Here is a 16,115-nt window from a genome sequence, read left to right as displayed (position 1 = left end):
CCGAAGATCGACGATGACCGCCAGCCTCGCGATCAGCGACGCTCGCGGCTTCCTACACCACGCCGCGGGGCACTATCGGATCTCAGACGCCTTTGCGCCGACCAGAGCGATGATATTCCTAGGAGCACTTTCCCACTCGAGGTCTGGATCGACTACCCGCTCAAGATCGCGGCATGCATAGGATGCGAGGACTGCGCGGTGCCCAGTGTCATGGACCATTCGAGCGAAACTCAAACGGGCGAGTCCGCGGTTCGCAATCGCCATTGCGAACCGCGGATTGATCAGCAGCGCGGAATCATAGATGCGCAGTGCTTCGATGGGGCGCCCCAGCGCGCTCAACTGGTTCGCAAGATTCGTAAGGACCTGTGCTCGGCGGGGAGGGCTGAGTTCATCGAATGAGGCCGCCCTACGTGCTTGGCGAAGATAGAGGATTTGCCGTTCCCGATGTGGTTGGCGCCATGCCCAATCCCGAGGGTTTAGAGCGGATTGCAGGCCATCTTGAACATTGGAACGGAAATAATGGAGCAAAGCGTCAGGAAGCCCCTCCGACCCGAGAAGCTCAGCACATTCAACGTCTAGTCTTTCAAGTGCAGCGGTGTCACCGTCATCGGACGCGGCATCGATGCGCAGAGCAAGATCATCAATCCGCGCATTTTTGTCATTTCTCGCCATTGCCTAAATTTCACCACTCAATCTAACTGGGCTACCGTCCCCGCACTCACCGATCTGATATAATTCTCCAGATTTTATCTCGTATCCATATCAGAATTTCTATAGTATCCGTCTCTGACGACCCGGCAACGTGAACTTCCCCAGAGGCGGACTCATTGCAAGCGCCGCTGAGAAATCACTCTGCGATAGACGCGAGATATGGTGAGTTGATGTGATCCAGAGATGCGGAATTTAGTCGTGAAATGGTGACGGGCCACGGTCAATAGCTGGTGCAGTTGAGTGTGTTTCCTGAGCCATAGCAGGTCGTCCGTACTGGACCCCGGTAAGGTTCCGGCTTCGGCTGTGATGCCATTACATCCGCCAAAACACTGTAATCATAGTTTCCCCGCTGCGCACGGAACGTAGGCTCTTGGCCATCGGAAGGTCCGCAGCGATAGGTCATGTAGTACCAAGTGTACGGCCCTGGAAGAATGTCGTCGATCATTCCGCCTGCATTCCTATGGCTGTCCATAGCTTGGTAGCTACCGCGGCAAATTTCTTGAGCGCTCATTTTGCACTCGTTTTGATCTGATCGGCATCGCGCTTCATAGACCAAAGTCCCATCTCCTGTAACCATTGAATCCGTTGACGTTTGCGCCCCGCACCCGGCCAACGTCAATAGTGCAAACATCAAAGCGACAATGGCGCGATTATTCATCGAAATCTCCCTAGGATTCAGTAGGGTTAGTTCACTTTCAGTCAAATTATGTCAATAGGAATTTGCCACTATGCGAGCATGCTTTGATCCATTGCAGATCGATGGTTTCCACGTCTCTCTTCAGTGAGTTCCTCGTGCGGTGGTTACGACATCGAGCCTGAGGATGAAAAAGGGGGCTGACGCCAGATCGGCTGGACCAAAGGCGGCATGAACACCAATTTGCACGCCGCCACCAAGGGACGGCTAAACGGATACTACATGTCGGCCGGTCCGGTGAGTGATTGCTCCGGCGAGACCGCGCCGTTGAGCAGCCTGCCGGAGGCAAGTTGGCTCCCTGGCCGACAGAGGCATGGTGCCGATTGGTTCAGAGAAGCTTTGAAAGACAGGTAGATAAAAGGTCAGTATCCCGGGTCGGAAGCCCCGCGAGAGGGGTGTCAGATACGACAAGTGGCGCGACAAGCAGCGCTACCGTATAGAGATCATGTTCGGCCGCCTCAAGGACTGGCAGCGCGTTGCCGTGCGGCACGAACGGTGCTCGGAAACGCTCTTCTCCGCGATCTTGCTCTCCGCAACCGTTCTGTTCGTCCTGAGAAATTCAAGTCTAAAACCTCAGAATTGGGGCCCGCAAGCACACCCCTATGCATCATGCATCGTCTAAAGTCCTGTGGCTGTTACCTTGGTAGATGATTTCTCCTCGTGCTGAGGTAGTTAACCTACATACCCCACCTAATGAGCGCAGCGTCGGCCCACTGCGGCTCGTCTTGGATGCGGTGGACTGTTTGGCGGGAAATGCCCACATCGCGGGCTATTTCGCTGATTGTCCTGTCCTGCGTCAGCATGGATTGAACCATTTCCAAAGTCGCGCGATCGAACGAGGGCGGCTTGCCCCGGTATTTGCGCTTCGCCTCTGGAGACGCCCTGACGTGATCAATTCCCGCCTGCCTGGCTTCGGATTTGGCCTTGTTGTCGGCTTCGGCAAGCGCCGCCATGAAGGCTAGGATGGCATCGCGAGCCGCCTTGAGGGTCGGGTCGGACAGCTTGTAGTCGGCCTCGAAGGTCATGTTGTTGATGACCGTCTTTACGGTCACGCCTTTGGCATTGAAGTGTTCGATGACCTGCTTCACGTCGCGATAGTTTCGGCCTAGTCGGTCTACCCATCTGACGAGGAGCGTATCGCCTGCCTGGAGGAGGTCAAAGAGGCGCCTCCCCTGATCTCGCTCCTTGATGATTGTCTTCACGCCGGAGACGCCGTGGTCGGTGATGACGTGTTCGTCTTCAATATGGAACCCCGCGGCGCGGGCCTGAGTAAGCTGGTGGGCGCTTGTCTGTCCGGCGGTCGAAACCCGGACATAAAGAACTGTCTTCGGGGTAGGCGTCATCGTGCACTCCAAAATGTCCGAATAGGTTATGTCCCTTTATAGTCTAGTCCGTTTGAGAATGCTAACCTAAACGGACAGATTCCAGAGCCCCACGCGTGATGTCCGTACAAGTAGAGTTCAACGGACAGTGCGCGGAGTACACCTTGGTATTCGCCACCTGACTGCAGATACCCGATGGAAGCATGGTGCCGGACACTGATCCCGCATCCTGTAGCTAAGCAGTCAAATGACCCCGCTGCTAGGTCAATGGAAGGTCACCGATCCAGTACGATGCGCCGGTCAGGACCTTGTATCCCTCGCGATTGCTCCCGTCCCGCGGAACGGATGGCGTCGTTCAACGCTCTGTGGCAGCATCGGCCATGATCTCGAATTTCGCACGCTTGCCGATGACCATCCTGACCTCGGGCATTCGTCGCTTCTGCGCAGCGCACTCCTGACCTTTCAGTTCGCGCAGGAGCATGGGTCCATCGACTTTACCAATATCAAGGCGTTCAAGCGTGCCTTCTTCAGGTCACAATTTGCGTTCAACAGATACGACCTGCCACATGGCGAACCGGGTCTCATAACCGCGGATCGTTCAAGGTGATGCGCTTCAGTGAACCATCTGGAAGCTGCTCGAGCTTCCGCGGTGCCGCAAGCCTGGTGAGGGCCCCCCAACGCCAGTTCGGATTTCGCTTGGTGTTGGCCGCTATCCGACTTGTGTCCGGACGTTCGATGTCCCGAGAAAACCGGGCGGGCAATCTGCAGCGCCGTCAGCTGCGCGAGGGGGCGGAGATCACTGACCTCAGATGCGATCACTTTAGGGCGCTTTTCATCCAGTTTCCCCAGCGCTAAGGTCTCCAGCTGGCCCAGCTCACAGATTTCGAATTGGAGTTTGATCAAACCCGGAATCGCTAGGTCGAGGGGCTCTCCCGGCTGCCATGTCGTGATCCGGTGGCGGGCTTCTTCGAAGGGCGTGCTAGATGTTTTTGTCACGCGGGTGCCGGGAATGCCGCGATCACGAGGGTGATGATCACGCTGATGCCGAGGAGCGCCCCGTAGAACCAGCGCGCCGACCAGCCAAACAGTGTGCTGCTAAAGTGCTCCTGCTTCCCGATCTCTTCCGAGATGCCCAGCGAGAAGTCGGTCGGGCCGGTTGCTTCGCGCACCTTGTCATAGAGCCAGCGATATTGCCGCTCCAACGTAAGATACTGCGCGTCCATCCCCCAGAAAACCAGCACCAGCAGTGCCCCTGCCGCCGCCAAATACCAGGTCCCGGTCGCGTCTGCCGTGGAATTCACCGCCGCCACCGCCGCCAGCGCATAGCGCTTCATCGCATTGCTTTCTGAGGCCATCCGCGTGATCACCCCCTAGAACATGCCCAGATGCTTGATCCGGTTCTCGCTCGGCTCGGTAGTCTCGGCCGGTTCGTCAGACATCGTTGAGAAGCTCCTCCAGGGTCTGGCTCCGATAGTTCACGCGCGCGAAAAGCGCGCGAAGAATGTTCAGGGTGTAGACGACGAAATCCTCGACGGCCCGGAACTCGGTCCGCGTCTCGTCAGAGCGGTATTTATCCGGGACGAACCCCTCGTAGACCCCGATCCAATAGCTGGCGATCTCGTTGATAAAGGCATGACTGCCCTGGATCACTTCGCTGTCGAGGCAGACCATCGTGCGGTCTTAGAGGACCCTGCAGAAGTGCACGCCTTTCAGAAATACCTCATCCCGGATGCTGAACAGATGCGCCTGTACGGTCTTCGGGCTGTACTTGCCCGCGAAAGCTTGCCAGTCGTAAATCACCCGGTCGTTGGCAGTGAACCGTTCCACTCCTTGAGACCCCGCATCCTTCCCAATACCAGCCGGGGGCGGTAATTTGCTTTCGTCGAGCACGCAATGAGATGGGCACACCGGAATTGCATTGAGCCAGCGTCATGTTGGCGGCCACCGCGCCGACCACGGACCGAAGCATGCACCCGGGTCGAGCTCAAAAGAAGGCCGCCGAACAGGGAAACCGATGAACGGCTATAAGGACAAAACCGCGGTTAAGCGGGGCATTCGACATGCGCGAAAACTCTTGACTGGGACGCCCCCGTTACCGAAGTCTGGAGCCTACGCTGCACACTGGCTATTCTATCCCATTTTAGTATGTAATTGAATTCATTGTCGGATATTTTTTGGTCGATCCGCGTCAGCAGTCCGCAATTCGTCCACCTGCAGCACCGCAGTTCCAAATGCTGCTGTGCCGATCTACTCGCAACCGTCAACACGGTTGACCTAGGGAAAGCTTTCAGCGAACATGACCATGTGCGACAGGTCGCTTGGGAAATGTCAATTAGAGAATTTTTGCTTAGAAAGAAATTGCTTATGAAACGGAACCTCGTTGCAATACTTGCTGCAGCATCAGCCCTTTGGGCATCGGCGTCGAGTGCTTTGACGGTGCAAATTGATAGATTGAGCGGAACCGTGGCCGAGATCAACTTTTCGGGGGCTCTGGCGGGCGTTACGCCAACGAGCAATCCTCATTTGTTAGCTCTGCGCGATGTCTTCGCATCAGACCCGCCGGGAATTGAGAACGATAACCTATCCTTCAGCGGGAGTATAACCGCAGACGGACGGGCCCTATCGAATGTCTACACCGCAAGCGGCGCAGTGATAGGCGGGACGCCGTTGCTCTACTTTTATTTCGGCGGTTTCACCCCGCTGACTACCGGAGCATCAGTGTCGGGGACAGTTACGGTTAACTTAGGTGGCACGGCGTTCCAGTGGGCGAACGGCGGCAGTACGGGCGACGTGCAGTGGGGCCTATATAGTGGCGGGTACACGGACCAGGGCGACTGGTCGATTGCGGCGGCTGCGGTTCCTCTGCCGGCTTCGATGCTGCTCTTGCTGTTCGGCCTTGTGGGACTTGCTGCACTATCGGATTGGAGGCGTAAGGAGTTCCTCAGCTTGTTGGGAGCCTGACCTGATCAGTCCGAATTGTTTGCTGCGCATGGCGGTCGTGTATCACCATGGTCTGCGCGGTATCTTAATACCGCCCTACCATTCTGCGCCTGTCTTATTGGGATCGAAACTGGAAAACCCTGCTGTAAAGGGAAAAAGCACAGGATTTTACGTCACTGCATTTACTGGCGCCTTTGTGCAGTGTAATTTAGAATAAAGAACAGCAACATATAGCTGTTCGTTTGATTCATAACTTTCCCATCCATTTTCACCGAATGCCAAAGTGCTTGGTCCAAGGCGGGTGTTTTGAAAAGGCTTTGCTTCTTCGAATCATCCAATACTGTGGATAAATATAACGACAGCTTCTTGCGAATAACAACGCCGCCATCGACCGTCGCACCATGAACATGGAAAACCCGATTTGCCAAATCCAGCCCAACAATGGTAATTTCTGTCATGGATACTTCTGTCAGGTGGCGAGCACTGGGGAACCAGGCAGGATTGCAGGCCGCGAACGGCCTGCTCACTATCATCATTCGAGAACTTCACAGTCCCCTCGCGCCTTGTCGCGCTTTTCCGCGAGGCGCTTTGCGACAAGATACTCCGGCGAGCCGCGAGGGAAGCGGTGCTGGTAGAAGTCGATGATCATCTCGTTTTCCTCTTCAGTGAAAACCAGATCGGAGCTCAAGGCCTCGATGATCTCGCTACTGCGAGACTGGGTCATTTTCGCGTAATGCTTTTCCGTGATCTGCTCGTCCGAATGACCAAGGTTCATCGACCAGGCCTTGCGATGTTCGTAGGAGCGGCACATTTGGGCGCCCAGTGCTTTCAGGGTGTGTCGTGCCGAGTGCGGCGTGTAGGCTTTGCCGATCCGCTCGGACGCTTTCCCAAAGGCGTCCTGCAAGGGCTTACTCGAAGCCAGCGGCTCTATCGGGGCAGCGCCTGGCGCACGCGCCACGAGATTCTTGGAGTCCGGGAACAAAGCGTCTTGCGGCTGAAACCCAAAGTTCTTCAAGTCCTCAATCCAGGACAAGAAGACTTCCTGAAACGCTTCCGTCCGCGGGAACCACGTGGCGCGATAGGTCTTGCCGTTCTTGGCGGGGACTTCCCTCGCATCCTGCAGGACAGACAGGCAGTCAAAGTCGACGTGCTTGATGCGGAGGGCGGTGAGCGCAGCAGCCCGGAAGCCCGAGATGAAAGCAAAAGCCACCATGGCACGATCCCGGCGCTGGATGACGCTCTTCTGCGGCATCAGCTCGACCATGCTCCACGCCTCATCCAACGTCGGGTATTCCTTGGACCTCTCCTTAGCCTGCGGCGCCGAAGCGCTGCGAGGCAGTGCGAAATAGTCCGGGATGCTAGCGCTCAAGCGGCGGTAGCGATCCTGCCCACGAAGCCACTCGAAGAAGGCCTTGAGGTGGGAAGCCCGGTGACGAACGGTGGAACCGCTGAGGCCGCCCTGTTCTTTCGACTGGGTCAGCAAGCGAACCAGATGATCGCGATATTGCCCGGCATGCTTGGGCTTCACCTTACTGAAGTCCAAGCCCTTCAGAAACGTCTCAAAATCCCGGATGCTAATGAGATGTGCCTGGACTGTTTTCGGGCTGTACTTGCCCGCGAAAGCTTGCCACTCGTGGATCAGCCGGTCATTGGTGGTGAACCATTCCTCACCGCGAGACCCCGCATTCTTCACAATACCAGCCGGGGGCGCCACTTTGCTTTCGTCTATGAGCGCCAGCGGCGTGTTTGTATCGAGGCATTCATGGACTTTGTCGCACTCTGTCGCCCCCAGTAGCTTGAGCAGAGCGGCGCCGCAGTCGCAGCACGTCGCATGCGCATGCGTTGCACGACCTTCCTGGCGCATGAGCGCGAGCGTGCTGAGCTCAGGGAAGATCGCGTTGCCGCACGCGACGCATTTGAACTCGCCCAGCCGCAGGTTCCGATGGGTGCGCTCTGCGCGTTCAGCATGGAAGCGCTTGAGCTCGGCGCCTCGGAAGAGCTGCGGCAAAGAGTCATCCGAGGGCTTCAGGCCGTCGCGGACCCAGTTTGAAATGGTATTGCGGTGCACGCCAAAGACCGACTGAGAATCTGCGACGGAATAGACCATCGCCTCGTGCAGTCGGATATTGCGGTAGGACCGGCTCACGACTGCCCCCCTTCCTTGGTGGTTTTCATGCGGCGCGAGCGAACCACCTTTGCCTTCGCGCTCTTCGGCAGAGAAGCCTCGTGGGCGAGGAGGTCGGACACGCGCCAGCGCGTGACACCTTCCGAGAGCTTGATCGGTTCCGGCAGCGCGCCCTGCGCCGCCCAGCGCCACACCGTCTGGCGGGATACTCCGTAGCGCTGAGCCACCGCCGAGTCCCGCAAGTAGCGTTCGTTCTGCCCCCCCTCCACGGAAATGGGAGAGATGGCTTTCTTCTTGGGCTTGCTTGCGGGCTTAGCGGCCGGAGCCGCGCACTTCAGGTTGCCGACCGCGGGAAGAGCATGATCCGACAGTCCGGCGGCAGAAAACAGGTCGAGGGCCCCGCGGGGCTCGCGCGTCTTTTTCGACATCGTTCGGCCCTACGCGTTCTTCGACGGATCGACGCGGTTCGCCGCGACCCAGGCGTTCAGATCGGAGCCGCGATAGATGATCTTGCGGCCCAACCGGTAGAACGCCGGGCCTTTCATCTTGTGACGCCACTGGGCGAGTTTCTCGCGATCGCCGATGATCTCGAGCTCGGGGTCGCCGAGCAGGTAGTTGCGATCGTCTTCGAAGAGTTGGGGCAACATTGGATACCTTCCGCTGCATTGAATTGCAGCGGAAGGTGCTCAATCTCCTACGGAGTACGGCAGTCCCCGATCTCTGAATCTGGGACCCCAAGTACCTGATTCATAAACAAAAGAAATTTGCTCCTCTGGCGGAACATAGGGCTCAGAGGTGCCCTTCGGACAGGACTCTGAGAGGACGCGACGTATGCGTTCTGCGACGAAAAGCACTTCTTCAGGTTGGACCGGCTGATCTTCACAGAAATCCATCGCCATCCCGAGATGGACAATGCCGCGGTATGCACCCCAACTTCTGCGGACCGTGTCCTTGTCCCGCGCGCCGCTGATCCCGTGTTCCCTACCGGCCAGTGTGACTTGGTACAGGATTCCGGAAGGGGTCTGAACGCCCTGTCGCTTCCCCTCGAGGATCGAAAGGTAGATTAATTTGCCGGCGTGCTCCGCGATGTTCAGGCGTCGTTCGTTCCGGTCTTCATAGGTCCGGGAAGCGCGAGAAAACTCATAAATGGCGTCATCTCGTTCAGCCGCAGTCTGAGCCGTCCATGTCACGAGCGACTGGTTTTCAGGTTCACTGGTCCAGCTAGTGCCTTCGCTTTCCGCGAGGACCTTCAACCTCTCTGCGACTACCACGTGCTTGACGTGACGCAGAGCTTCAACCCTGGCCGCATATCCCTCGGCGCTCAAGGCTATTCGGAACAGCTCCAGGTAGAGGCCTTCCGCCTCGTTGACCGAGACCTTGAACACTATTCCGGCTCCTGCACGCGACTTGATGCTACGTAGTGCGACCAGTCACGCATCAGCGCGCGCCGCTTCTCAAGCAGGTCAGAGCGGGCGTATGCGCGCTCGACATCACTTCCAACGGTGTGGGCGAGGCTCTTCTCGGCGACCTCACGAGGGACATTGGCAACTTCCGCTGCCCAGTCCCGGAACGTCGACCGAAAGCCATGTACGGTCACGCCTTCCGCGCCCATGCGCCGAAGCAGCATCAGCATCGCCATGTTCGACAACGGACGGTGCCGTTTCTGCCCTTCAAAAACGTACTCCGACCGCATCGCTCGGAGCGGTTCGATGATCGAAAGCATCTCCTCCGTCAGAGGCACACGATGCTCCTCACCAGCCTTCATGCGTTCGGCTGGGCAGACCCACAGTTGGCTCTCGGTATCGATCTCCGCCCAGCGCATGCCTAGCACTTCGCCGGTTCGTGCAGCAGACAGGCAAGTGAACATCAGCGCCTTGGCCGCCATCGCGTTGCGCTCTCGCAGTCCGGCAAAGAAGTCAGGGACCTCTTGCCATCGCATTGCAACGTGATGCTTGGGTTTTGCCTTGACCCTCGGCAGGGCGAGCGACTCCTTGATCGCGGTGACCGGGTTCTCGCCGGTGCGGAATCCTTTGGAGCGCGCCACGTCCAGTACGATCTTGATCCGCTGAGCCAGTCGCGTCGCGGTTTCGTGCTTCTCGGTCCAGATCGGCGCGAGACACATCATCACTTCCGGCTGACCGATACCGTCAATCGGCATGCGCCCGATCTTGGGGAAGGCATAGTCACGCAGGGTGTTGATCCATTGCTGCCCGTGCTTGGCATTCTTCCAAGTGGGCATGCGTTCGATGTGGACCTGTTGTGCGACCTCTTCGAAGGTCGGCGCTTCCTTCCGCGCATTGAAGCGCGGGTTCAGCCCCTGCTTCGCCATCCTTCGATATTCGAGCGCACGCTCTCGCGCCTGGTTCAGCGGCACGAGCTCCGCACTGCCCAAACCGAAGTCGGTGCGAAGCGGTCCGCCCTTCCTATTCTTCTGCCCTTTGACAACCACGCGCACAATCCAGCGCCGTGCGCCCGAAGGATCGACAACCAGATAAAGCCCGTTGCCGTCGCCATGGCGACCGGGTCCGAGATTCTCGACCAGCTTTTTTGTGAGTTTGCCTGACAGAGCCATGCGGCCTTGTACCACGTTCCATACCACACAGCGAACGTAAACCTGCGTCATCGAGGAAAACCGAGGCAAAGGCTCCACGACGAAAATCGTCAGTAAAACAAGGAAAATACGTCACTTGGTGCGAGCGTATCAAACTGGGGGAAATTGTGAGGTGGCGGAGACGAAGGGATTCGAACCCTCGAGACGGTTTCCCGCCTGCACCCTTAGCAGGGGTGTGCCTTCGACCACTCGGCCACGTCTCCGCTGACGGGAATAGCCCGTAACGTCTTGGAGTTACAAGTGGATTTTTTTCCGAAATTTTCCCGCGCTTAACCTTATGATTTTCCACAACCTTCGGCCGTCTTGCCCCGATTTCGACCGGGTCTGCCGATCTAAAGTTGTGCGCGGTCGGCGTTGCTTGAGGAGAATCCGGCTCTCTGCCGCGACCCGTCTTGGTCGGGCAAGTCTGGCCATCGGCCCTTTCAAGGCGATGGAAATGCGACGATTTGTTCGGATTCCTGCGTGCGGAGGCTTTCGGCAAGCGATGGTTCACGCGCGCGGAATTTCGCATCGCGTGACGTTTGGTCATGCGCAGGCTGGGCTGATTTGGGGCGGACCGGGGTGTGCCTCTGAACACGGACTGGGGCCGCGTTCAAAGGCGATGGCGGGGCAGTCGTCCGGCGGGCGATCCGCATGAGCTCTCGCGGTCGCTGGCCGGAGCGGGCCAAGCCCTTCAATCCGGCGCCGCGCCGGGCGCTTCCTGCGTCGGGCGGGCGCCAGTTGTGATGGGCCGTTTGGTGTTATGCCGCGATGGCGTCGTCGATTGTCGAGAAGAACTCGCCCCGTGTGAACGGCATGGTCAGAATGCCGCTCGCTCCCAGACCCTTGGCAATGAGGGTGGTGGCGACCCGTGCGTAGCGGTTCAGTACGACGATCGGTTGCCGTTGATTGCCGGCGCGCAGATCGCGCAAGAAGGCAAAACCGTCCTGGTCGGGCAGTTCGGGGTCGAGCATGAGCAGGTCATACTGCCCGCTTTCGATCATCGTGCGCGCGTCCACGGCGGTGGCGGTCTGGATGGCGTCATGTCCGCCTTCGGCGAGGATGCGATCCAAGGCACTGCGCTGGTCCTGGTCAGGAAGGATCAGAAGGATCCGGGCCATAAGGGTCTCCTCTTGATTGGGGTCTCTGAGGCCCGAGGATGTCTGCGGGGCGGATTTCGCTCAACCGAGTCATCCAGAGGTTTACGTAGCGTCCACGTGGATAAGCCGGGGGGAATGTGCGGGGTTTCTCCGGGGTGGCCAAAAGGCCACGTACAGCGGAGGGCTCTTTGGGCCGGTGCCTCGGCCTGCCGGGAGGGGCTTGTCGCCGCGAGCCGCGGCGCGGCGATGCAGGGCTGCCTGTCCGGGGGAAAATAACGACGGCGAGGTCAGAAACTTGCGGTACCCGCGCCTGACGCCGTGTTAGCCCTGTTCCTCGGACAATCGGCCAGTGAAGGAGCAAGCCATGGACCCCCGCCAACTCGAGATGACCGTGCTGATGACGCCCGACATGGCGAATTTCAGCGGCAAGGTGCACGGCGGCGCGCTGCTGAACCTTCTCGATCGCGTTGCCTTTTCGTGTGCCTCGCGGTTCTCGGGACGCTATGCGGTGACTCTCTCTGTGGACCAGGTGACCTTCAAGCAGCCGATCAATGTGGGGGAACTGGTGACCTTCCGCGCGCAGGTGAACCATGCCGGGCGCACCTCGATGGAAATCGGGATTCGCGTCGAGGCCGAGGACATCCGCAAGGGGACGCGCCGCCACACCAACTCGTGTTATTTCACCATGGTCGCGGTGGATGACGAGGGGCGCCCTGCCGAGGTTCCCGCGCTTGCGGTCGCAACAGAGCTGGAAAAGAAACGCCACAGGGCGGCCGCGATCCGCAAGAAGCTGCGGGTGCAGTTCCAGGAGGAGATGCGCAAGGCGGCCGAGGGCTGATCGCGGTGCCTTGCGCATGTTTCAGAAAATAGATGGGGTTGGTGCCTTGGTGCCTCGGTGCACTGGGGCGCGTCCGGCTTGGCCTGAAGCGCCCGCCGATTGCCGGTACCCGCAAAGTCGCCGCGAAGCCCCGCAGCCTGTCTGCGCCTGCCCGCGTTGACAGGCGAAGAGTCTGGCGTTTAGATATGAATGAACCATCCGGATATGAATATTTCGCACATCGCGGGATCCGGAGCGCGTCACAGCCCGCAACGCCAAGGACATGACATGACCGCCCAACGCCACGGCCAGATCATCGCGGTCGATCCGGAGGGGATCGCCGAGTACAAGCGCTTGCACGCGGCCGTTTGGCCACAGGTGCTGGAGATGATTTCGGCCTGCAACATCCGCAACTATTCGATCTTCCTGAAAGAGCCCGAAAATCTGCTCTTTGCGTATTTCGAGTATGTCGGAAGCGATTTCGAGGCGGATATGGCAAAGATGGCGGCGGATCCGGTAACGCAGGACTGGTGGTCTCGCTGCATGCCCCTGCAGCGCCCGCTCGACACGCGAAAGGAAGGCGAATGGTGGGCCGAAGCCGAGGAGGTCTTTCACCATGACTGAGACCGCCCGCAAGCCCGGCAGCACCATGATCGGCCCCTTTCTTCTGCTCAGCGCCGCGGACAACGTGCTGGTCGCTCGCGAGAGCGCTGCGGAGGGCACCGATGTGCCGCTCGAGCAAGGATCGGTGATGCTGACCCGTCCCATCCCGCTGGCCCATAAGATCGCCCGTCGCGACATCGCCGAGGGCGAAAAAATCCTTAAATACGGCATGCCCATCGGCATCGCGACCGAGGCCATCCCGGCGGGGGCACATGTGCATGTGCACAACATCCGTTCCGCCTACACGCCGACCCACATGCTCCAGGACGCCGACGGGGTGTCGGCGGCGGTGGCGCAATGAAGGGCTGGCTGCGGCAGGACGGGCGCAAGGGCATCCGCAACACGGTGGTCGTCGCCTATCTGGTGGAATGCGCGCATTTCGTTGCCTCGAAAATCGTTTCGGGTTTTCCCGAAGACGACGTGCAACTGATCGGCTTTCCCGGATGCTACCCGAATGAATACGCGGCGCGGATGATGGACCGGCTCTGCACGCATCCCAACGTCGGCGCGGTGCTCTTCGTCAGCCTCGGCTGCGAGAGCTTCGACAAGGTGCGTGCCTCCGAGGCCGTCTCGGCCTCGGGCCGGCCGGTGAAGACGCTGGTGATCCAGAAGGCCGGAGGCACCGCCTCGACCGTGCAGATGGGCCGCGATTGGGTGCACGGCGTGCTGGCGCAGGTGGCCGAGGTGCCGCGCGTTCCGATGGGTGTGGATGAGCTGGTGATCGGCACGGTCTGCGGCGGCTCGGACGGCACATCGGGCATCTCCGGCAACCCGGCGGCGGGCAAAGCCTTCGACCTGCTGGTGGGGGAGGGGGCGGCCTGCATCTTCGAAGAGACCGGCGAATTGATCGGCTGCGAGGAGATCATGGCCGAGCGCGCGGTGACACCCGCGCTGGGCCAGGCCCTGCGCGAGAGCGTGCAGAAGGCCGAGCGGTACTACGCCACGCTGGGTTACGGCAGCTTCGCCGCGGGCAACGCGGCGGGCGGGCTCTCGACGATCGAAGAAAAGAGCCTCGGCGCCTATGTCAAATCCGGTGACAGCCCGATCTCGGGTCTGATCAAGCCCGGCGACCTGCCGCCGCGCGGCGGGCTCTACCTCATGGACGTGGTGCCCGACGGCGATGTGCGCTTCGGCTTCCCGAACATTTCGGACAATGCCGAAATCGTCGAGATGATCGCCAGCGGCGCGCATCTGTCGCTCTTCGTCACCGGGCGCGGCTCGGTGGTCGGTTCTGCCATTTCGCCGGTCATAAAGATCTGCGCAAACCCGCAGACTTACAGAAATCTCTCCGAAGACATGGACGTCAACGCCGGGGACATCATAGAAGGTAAGCGCAGCATCGAGGAGGTTGGCCGCGAGATCCGCGATCTCGTTGTCGCGGTGGCATCAGGCGCTCCGACCAAGTCCGAGGCTCTGGGGCATCGGGAGTTCATCCTGACCTACAAGAGCTTCGAGCCCATTGGCCCGGCCTGCCTGCCCGCCGCATGATGCGCGCATGACGCAAAAGGAGGAAAAATGAACCTTCAACAAAGACTTGCCGGCAAGACGGCGGTGATCACCGCCGCCGGGCAGGGGATCGGTCGCGCCACGGCGGAGCGTTTCGCCGCCGAGGGGGCCAAGGTCATCGCCACCGATATCAATGACGCGGCGCTCGAAGAGCTTGGCCGGATCGACGGGATCACCGCCAAGAAGCTGAACGTGCTGGACGGGGAGGCGATCAGGGCCTTTGCCGATGAGGTCGGCCCGGTCAACGTGCTGTTCAACTGCGCCGGCATCGTGCACGCCGGCACGCTCATGGACGCGACCGAGGACGAGTGGGATTTCGCCTTCGATCTCAACGCCAAGGCGCAGTTCCGCATGATCCGCGCCTTCCTGCCGATGATGCTGGAGAATGGCGGCGGCTCGATCATCAACATGTCCTCGGTCGCGGGGCCGATCACCGGCCCGGTCAACCGCCTCGTCTACTCGGCGTCCAAGGCCGCGGTCGTCGGCCTGACCAAGGGCATCGCGGCCGACTACGTGACCAGGGGCATACGCTGCAACGCCATCTGCCCCGGCACGGTCGACAGCCCCTCGCTGCACCAGCGTCTGCGCGACACCGGCGACTATGAGGGCGCGCTCAAGGCCTTCGTCGCGCGCCAGCCGATGGGCCGGGTGGGCGATCCGAACGAGGTGGCCGCGCTGGTCGCCTATCTCGCCTCCGATGAATCCGGCTTCACCACCGGACAGGCGCACGTCATCGACGGCGGCTGGACCACCTAAGACGTCAAAAGGATTTTCAAAATGAAACTCGCACGTTACGGCGCACGCGGCGCCGAGAAACCCGGCCTGATCGATGCTGATGGCAAGCTGCGCGACCTCTCGGGCCATGTGTCGGACATCGCGGGCGATGTGCTGACGGACCTCGACAAGCTGAAGTCGATCGACCCGGCCTCGCTGCCGCTGGTCGAGGGTGAACCGCGCTACGGTGCCTGCGTCGGCGGCACCCGCAAGTTCATCTGCATCGGCCTGAACTACGCCGACCACGCCGCCGAGAGCGGCATGGATGTGCCGCCCGAGCCGGTGATCTTCGCCAAGTTCACCTCGGCGATCTGCGGCCCGAACGATCCGATCATCATCCCGCGCAATTCGGTCAAGACCGACTGGGAGGTCGAGCTTGGCTTCGTCATCGGCAAGACTGCGAAATACGTCAAGGAAGAGGACGCGATGGATCACGTCGCGGGCTTCTGCCTGATCAACGACGTGTCGGAGCGGGAATTCCAGGCCGAGCGCGCCGGCCAGTGGGTGAAGGGCAAGTCCTCGGACAACTTCGGCCCGACCGGCCCCTGGCTGGTGACCCCGGACGAAGTGGGCGATTTCGACAACCTCGGCATGTGGCTCGAGGTGAACGGCGAGCGCGTGCAGGACGGCTCGACCGCCACGATGGTCTACCGCGTGCCCTTCCTTGTCTCCTACCTGTCGCAGTTCTTCACGCTGGAGCCGGGCGACATCATCTCGACCGGCACACCTCCGGGCGTTGGCCTCGGCTTCAAGCCGCCGCGCTATCTCAAGGCGGGTGACACGGTGGAACTGGGCATTGCGGGCCTGGGCACCCAGAAGCAAATCTGCGTCGCCGACGATTGAGCCGGAAAGCGCCGCCCCCCGTGGGCGGCG

19 protein-coding genes, 1 tRNA gene and 1 pseudogene are annotated in these 16,115 nt (G+C 60.0%); 10 read left to right on the top strand and 11 right to left on the bottom strand.

The window, feature by feature from the left end; translation table 11 throughout:
- Together IQ782_RS29945 and IQ782_RS29940 are read left to right on the top strand one after the other, a co-directional pair.
- On the top strand, positions 1 to 399 hold a 399-nt coding region (locus IQ782_RS29945; RefSeq protein ID WP_240989504.1), incomplete at its 5' end, for a hypothetical protein.
- Positions 400 to 1,549: 1,150 nt separating this feature from the next.
- Positions 1,550 to 1,958: pseudogene (locus IQ782_RS29940) on the top strand (transposase); the annotation flags it as partial.
- 124 nt (positions 1,959 to 2,082) lie between these two features.
- Here the strand turns inward: IQ782_RS29940 and IQ782_RS23215 are convergent.
- Positions 2,083 to 2,748: a recombinase family protein gene (locus IQ782_RS23215; RefSeq protein ID WP_194137045.1), complete on the bottom strand. Its 666-nt coding sequence runs from the start codon at positions 2,746 to 2,748 to the stop codon at positions 2,083 to 2,085.
- A gap of 226 nt (positions 2,749 to 2,974) precedes the next feature.
- Here IQ782_RS23215 and IQ782_RS23210 point away from each other — a divergent pair, with 226 nt between their 5' ends.
- The gene (locus tag IQ782_RS23210; protein ID WP_194137061.1) at positions 2,975 to 3,334 is read left to right on the top strand and encodes a hypothetical protein; all 360 of its coding nucleotides are present in this window, start codon (positions 2,975 to 2,977) and stop codon (positions 3,332 to 3,334) included.
- A 385-nt stretch (positions 3,335 to 3,719) separates the two neighbouring features.
- Here IQ782_RS23210 and IQ782_RS23205 read toward each other — a convergent pair whose 3' ends face one another.
- Positions 3,720 to 4,061 (bottom strand): hypothetical protein, encoded by a 342-nt coding sequence (locus IQ782_RS23205; protein ID WP_194137044.1) that lies wholly within the window; start codon positions 4,059 to 4,061, stop codon positions 3,720 to 3,722.
- Positions 4,062 to 4,158: 97 nt separating this feature from the next.
- A complete protein-coding gene (locus IQ782_RS23200; RefSeq protein WP_194137043.1) occupies positions 4,159 to 4,398 on the bottom strand; it encodes a hypothetical protein in 240 nt (79 codons plus the stop codon).
- A 693-nt stretch (positions 4,399 to 5,091) separates the two neighbouring features.
- On the opposite strand from IQ782_RS23200, the gene IQ782_RS23195 reads away from it, so the two are divergent.
- On the top strand, positions 5,092 to 5,688 hold the full coding sequence (locus IQ782_RS23195; RefSeq protein ID WP_194137042.1) for a PEP-CTERM sorting domain-containing protein: 597 nt from the start codon (positions 5,092 to 5,094) through the stop codon (positions 5,686 to 5,688).
- Positions 5,689 to 5,849: 161 nt separating this feature from the next.
- On the opposite strand, the gene IQ782_RS23190 is transcribed toward IQ782_RS23195, so the two are convergent.
- The 8 genes from IQ782_RS23190 to IQ782_RS23155 form a co-directional block, all read right to left on the bottom strand.
- On the bottom strand, positions 5,850 to 6,125 hold the full coding sequence (locus IQ782_RS23190) for a hypothetical protein (RefSeq protein ID WP_194137041.1): 276 nt from the start codon (positions 6,123 to 6,125) through the stop codon (positions 5,850 to 5,852).
- A gap of 74 nt (positions 6,126 to 6,199) precedes the next feature.
- The gene (locus IQ782_RS23185) at positions 6,200 to 7,813 is read right to left on the bottom strand and encodes a tyrosine-type recombinase/integrase (RefSeq protein ID WP_194137040.1); all 1,614 of its coding nucleotides are present in this window, start codon (positions 7,811 to 7,813) and stop codon (positions 6,200 to 6,202) included.
- Positions 7,810 to 8,220 (bottom strand): helix-turn-helix transcriptional regulator, encoded by a 411-nt coding sequence (locus IQ782_RS23180; RefSeq protein ID WP_194137039.1) that lies wholly within the window; start codon positions 8,218 to 8,220, stop codon positions 7,810 to 7,812. The genes IQ782_RS23185 and IQ782_RS23180 overlap by 4 nt, the downstream gene beginning before the upstream one ends.
- Positions 8,221 to 8,229: 9 nt before the next feature.
- Complete coding sequence (locus tag IQ782_RS23175; RefSeq protein ID WP_240989503.1) at positions 8,230 to 8,439, bottom strand: helix-turn-helix domain-containing protein; 210 nt, start codon at positions 8,437 to 8,439, stop codon at positions 8,230 to 8,232.
- Positions 8,440 to 8,478: 39 nt separating this feature from the next.
- Entirely contained in the window at positions 8,479 to 9,177 is a 699-nt protein-coding gene (locus IQ782_RS23170) for a hypothetical protein (protein WP_194137038.1), read from the bottom strand.
- A complete protein-coding gene (locus tag IQ782_RS23165) occupies positions 9,177 to 10,415 on the bottom strand; it encodes a tyrosine-type recombinase/integrase (RefSeq protein ID WP_240989502.1) in 1,239 nt (412 codons plus the stop codon). Before IQ782_RS23165 ends, IQ782_RS23170 begins: the two co-directional genes overlap by 1 nt.
- A 101-nt stretch (positions 10,416 to 10,516) precedes the next feature.
- Positions 10,517 to 10,606, bottom strand: a tRNA-Ser gene (locus IQ782_RS23160).
- A gap of 537 nt (positions 10,607 to 11,143) precedes the next feature.
- Complete coding sequence (locus IQ782_RS23155) at positions 11,144 to 11,503, bottom strand: response regulator transcription factor (RefSeq protein ID WP_194137037.1); 360 nt, start codon at positions 11,501 to 11,503, stop codon at positions 11,144 to 11,146.
- A gap of 343 nt (positions 11,504 to 11,846) precedes the next feature.
- On the opposite strand from IQ782_RS23155, the gene IQ782_RS23150 reads away from it, so the two are divergent.
- From IQ782_RS23150 to IQ782_RS23125, 6 genes are all read left to right on the top strand, one after another.
- Complete coding sequence (locus tag IQ782_RS23150; RefSeq protein WP_194137036.1) at positions 11,847 to 12,320, top strand: acyl-CoA thioesterase; 474 nt, start codon at positions 11,847 to 11,849, stop codon at positions 12,318 to 12,320.
- A gap of 189 nt (positions 12,321 to 12,509) precedes the next feature.
- Positions 12,510 to 12,923 carry an L-rhamnose mutarotase gene (locus IQ782_RS23145; protein WP_240989501.1) on the top strand — a complete coding sequence of 138 codons (414 nt, stop codon included), beginning with the start codon at positions 12,510 to 12,512 and terminating at the stop codon, positions 12,921 to 12,923.
- Positions 12,916 to 13,263, top strand: coding sequence for a UxaA family hydrolase (locus IQ782_RS23140; RefSeq protein ID WP_240989500.1), 348 nt, complete (start codon positions 12,916 to 12,918; stop codon positions 13,261 to 13,263). The genes IQ782_RS23145 and IQ782_RS23140 overlap by 8 nt, the downstream gene beginning before the upstream one ends.
- Positions 13,260 to 14,450: a UxaA family hydrolase gene (locus tag IQ782_RS23135; RefSeq protein WP_194137035.1), complete on the top strand. Its 1,191-nt coding sequence runs from the start codon at positions 13,260 to 13,262 to the stop codon at positions 14,448 to 14,450. The genes IQ782_RS23140 and IQ782_RS23135 overlap by 4 nt, the downstream gene beginning before the upstream one ends.
- Before the next feature lie 27 nt (positions 14,451 to 14,477).
- Positions 14,478 to 15,224 (top strand): SDR family oxidoreductase, encoded by a 747-nt coding sequence (locus IQ782_RS23130; protein WP_194137034.1) that lies wholly within the window; start codon positions 14,478 to 14,480, stop codon positions 15,222 to 15,224.
- Positions 15,225 to 15,245: 21 nt separating this feature from the next.
- Positions 15,246 to 16,085, top strand: coding sequence for a fumarylacetoacetate hydrolase family protein (locus IQ782_RS23125; RefSeq protein WP_194137033.1), 840 nt, complete (start codon positions 15,246 to 15,248; stop codon positions 16,083 to 16,085).
- The last annotated feature ends 30 nt before the right edge of the window (positions 16,086 to 16,115 follow it).

Source organism: Salipiger mangrovisoli (genome assembly GCF_015223355.1).
GTDB lineage: Bacteria > Pseudomonadota > Alphaproteobacteria > Rhodobacterales > Rhodobacteraceae > Salipiger > Salipiger mangrovisoli.
Note: the sequence above shows the minus strand (reverse complement) of the source record. Positions and strands in the feature narration are given on the sequence as shown.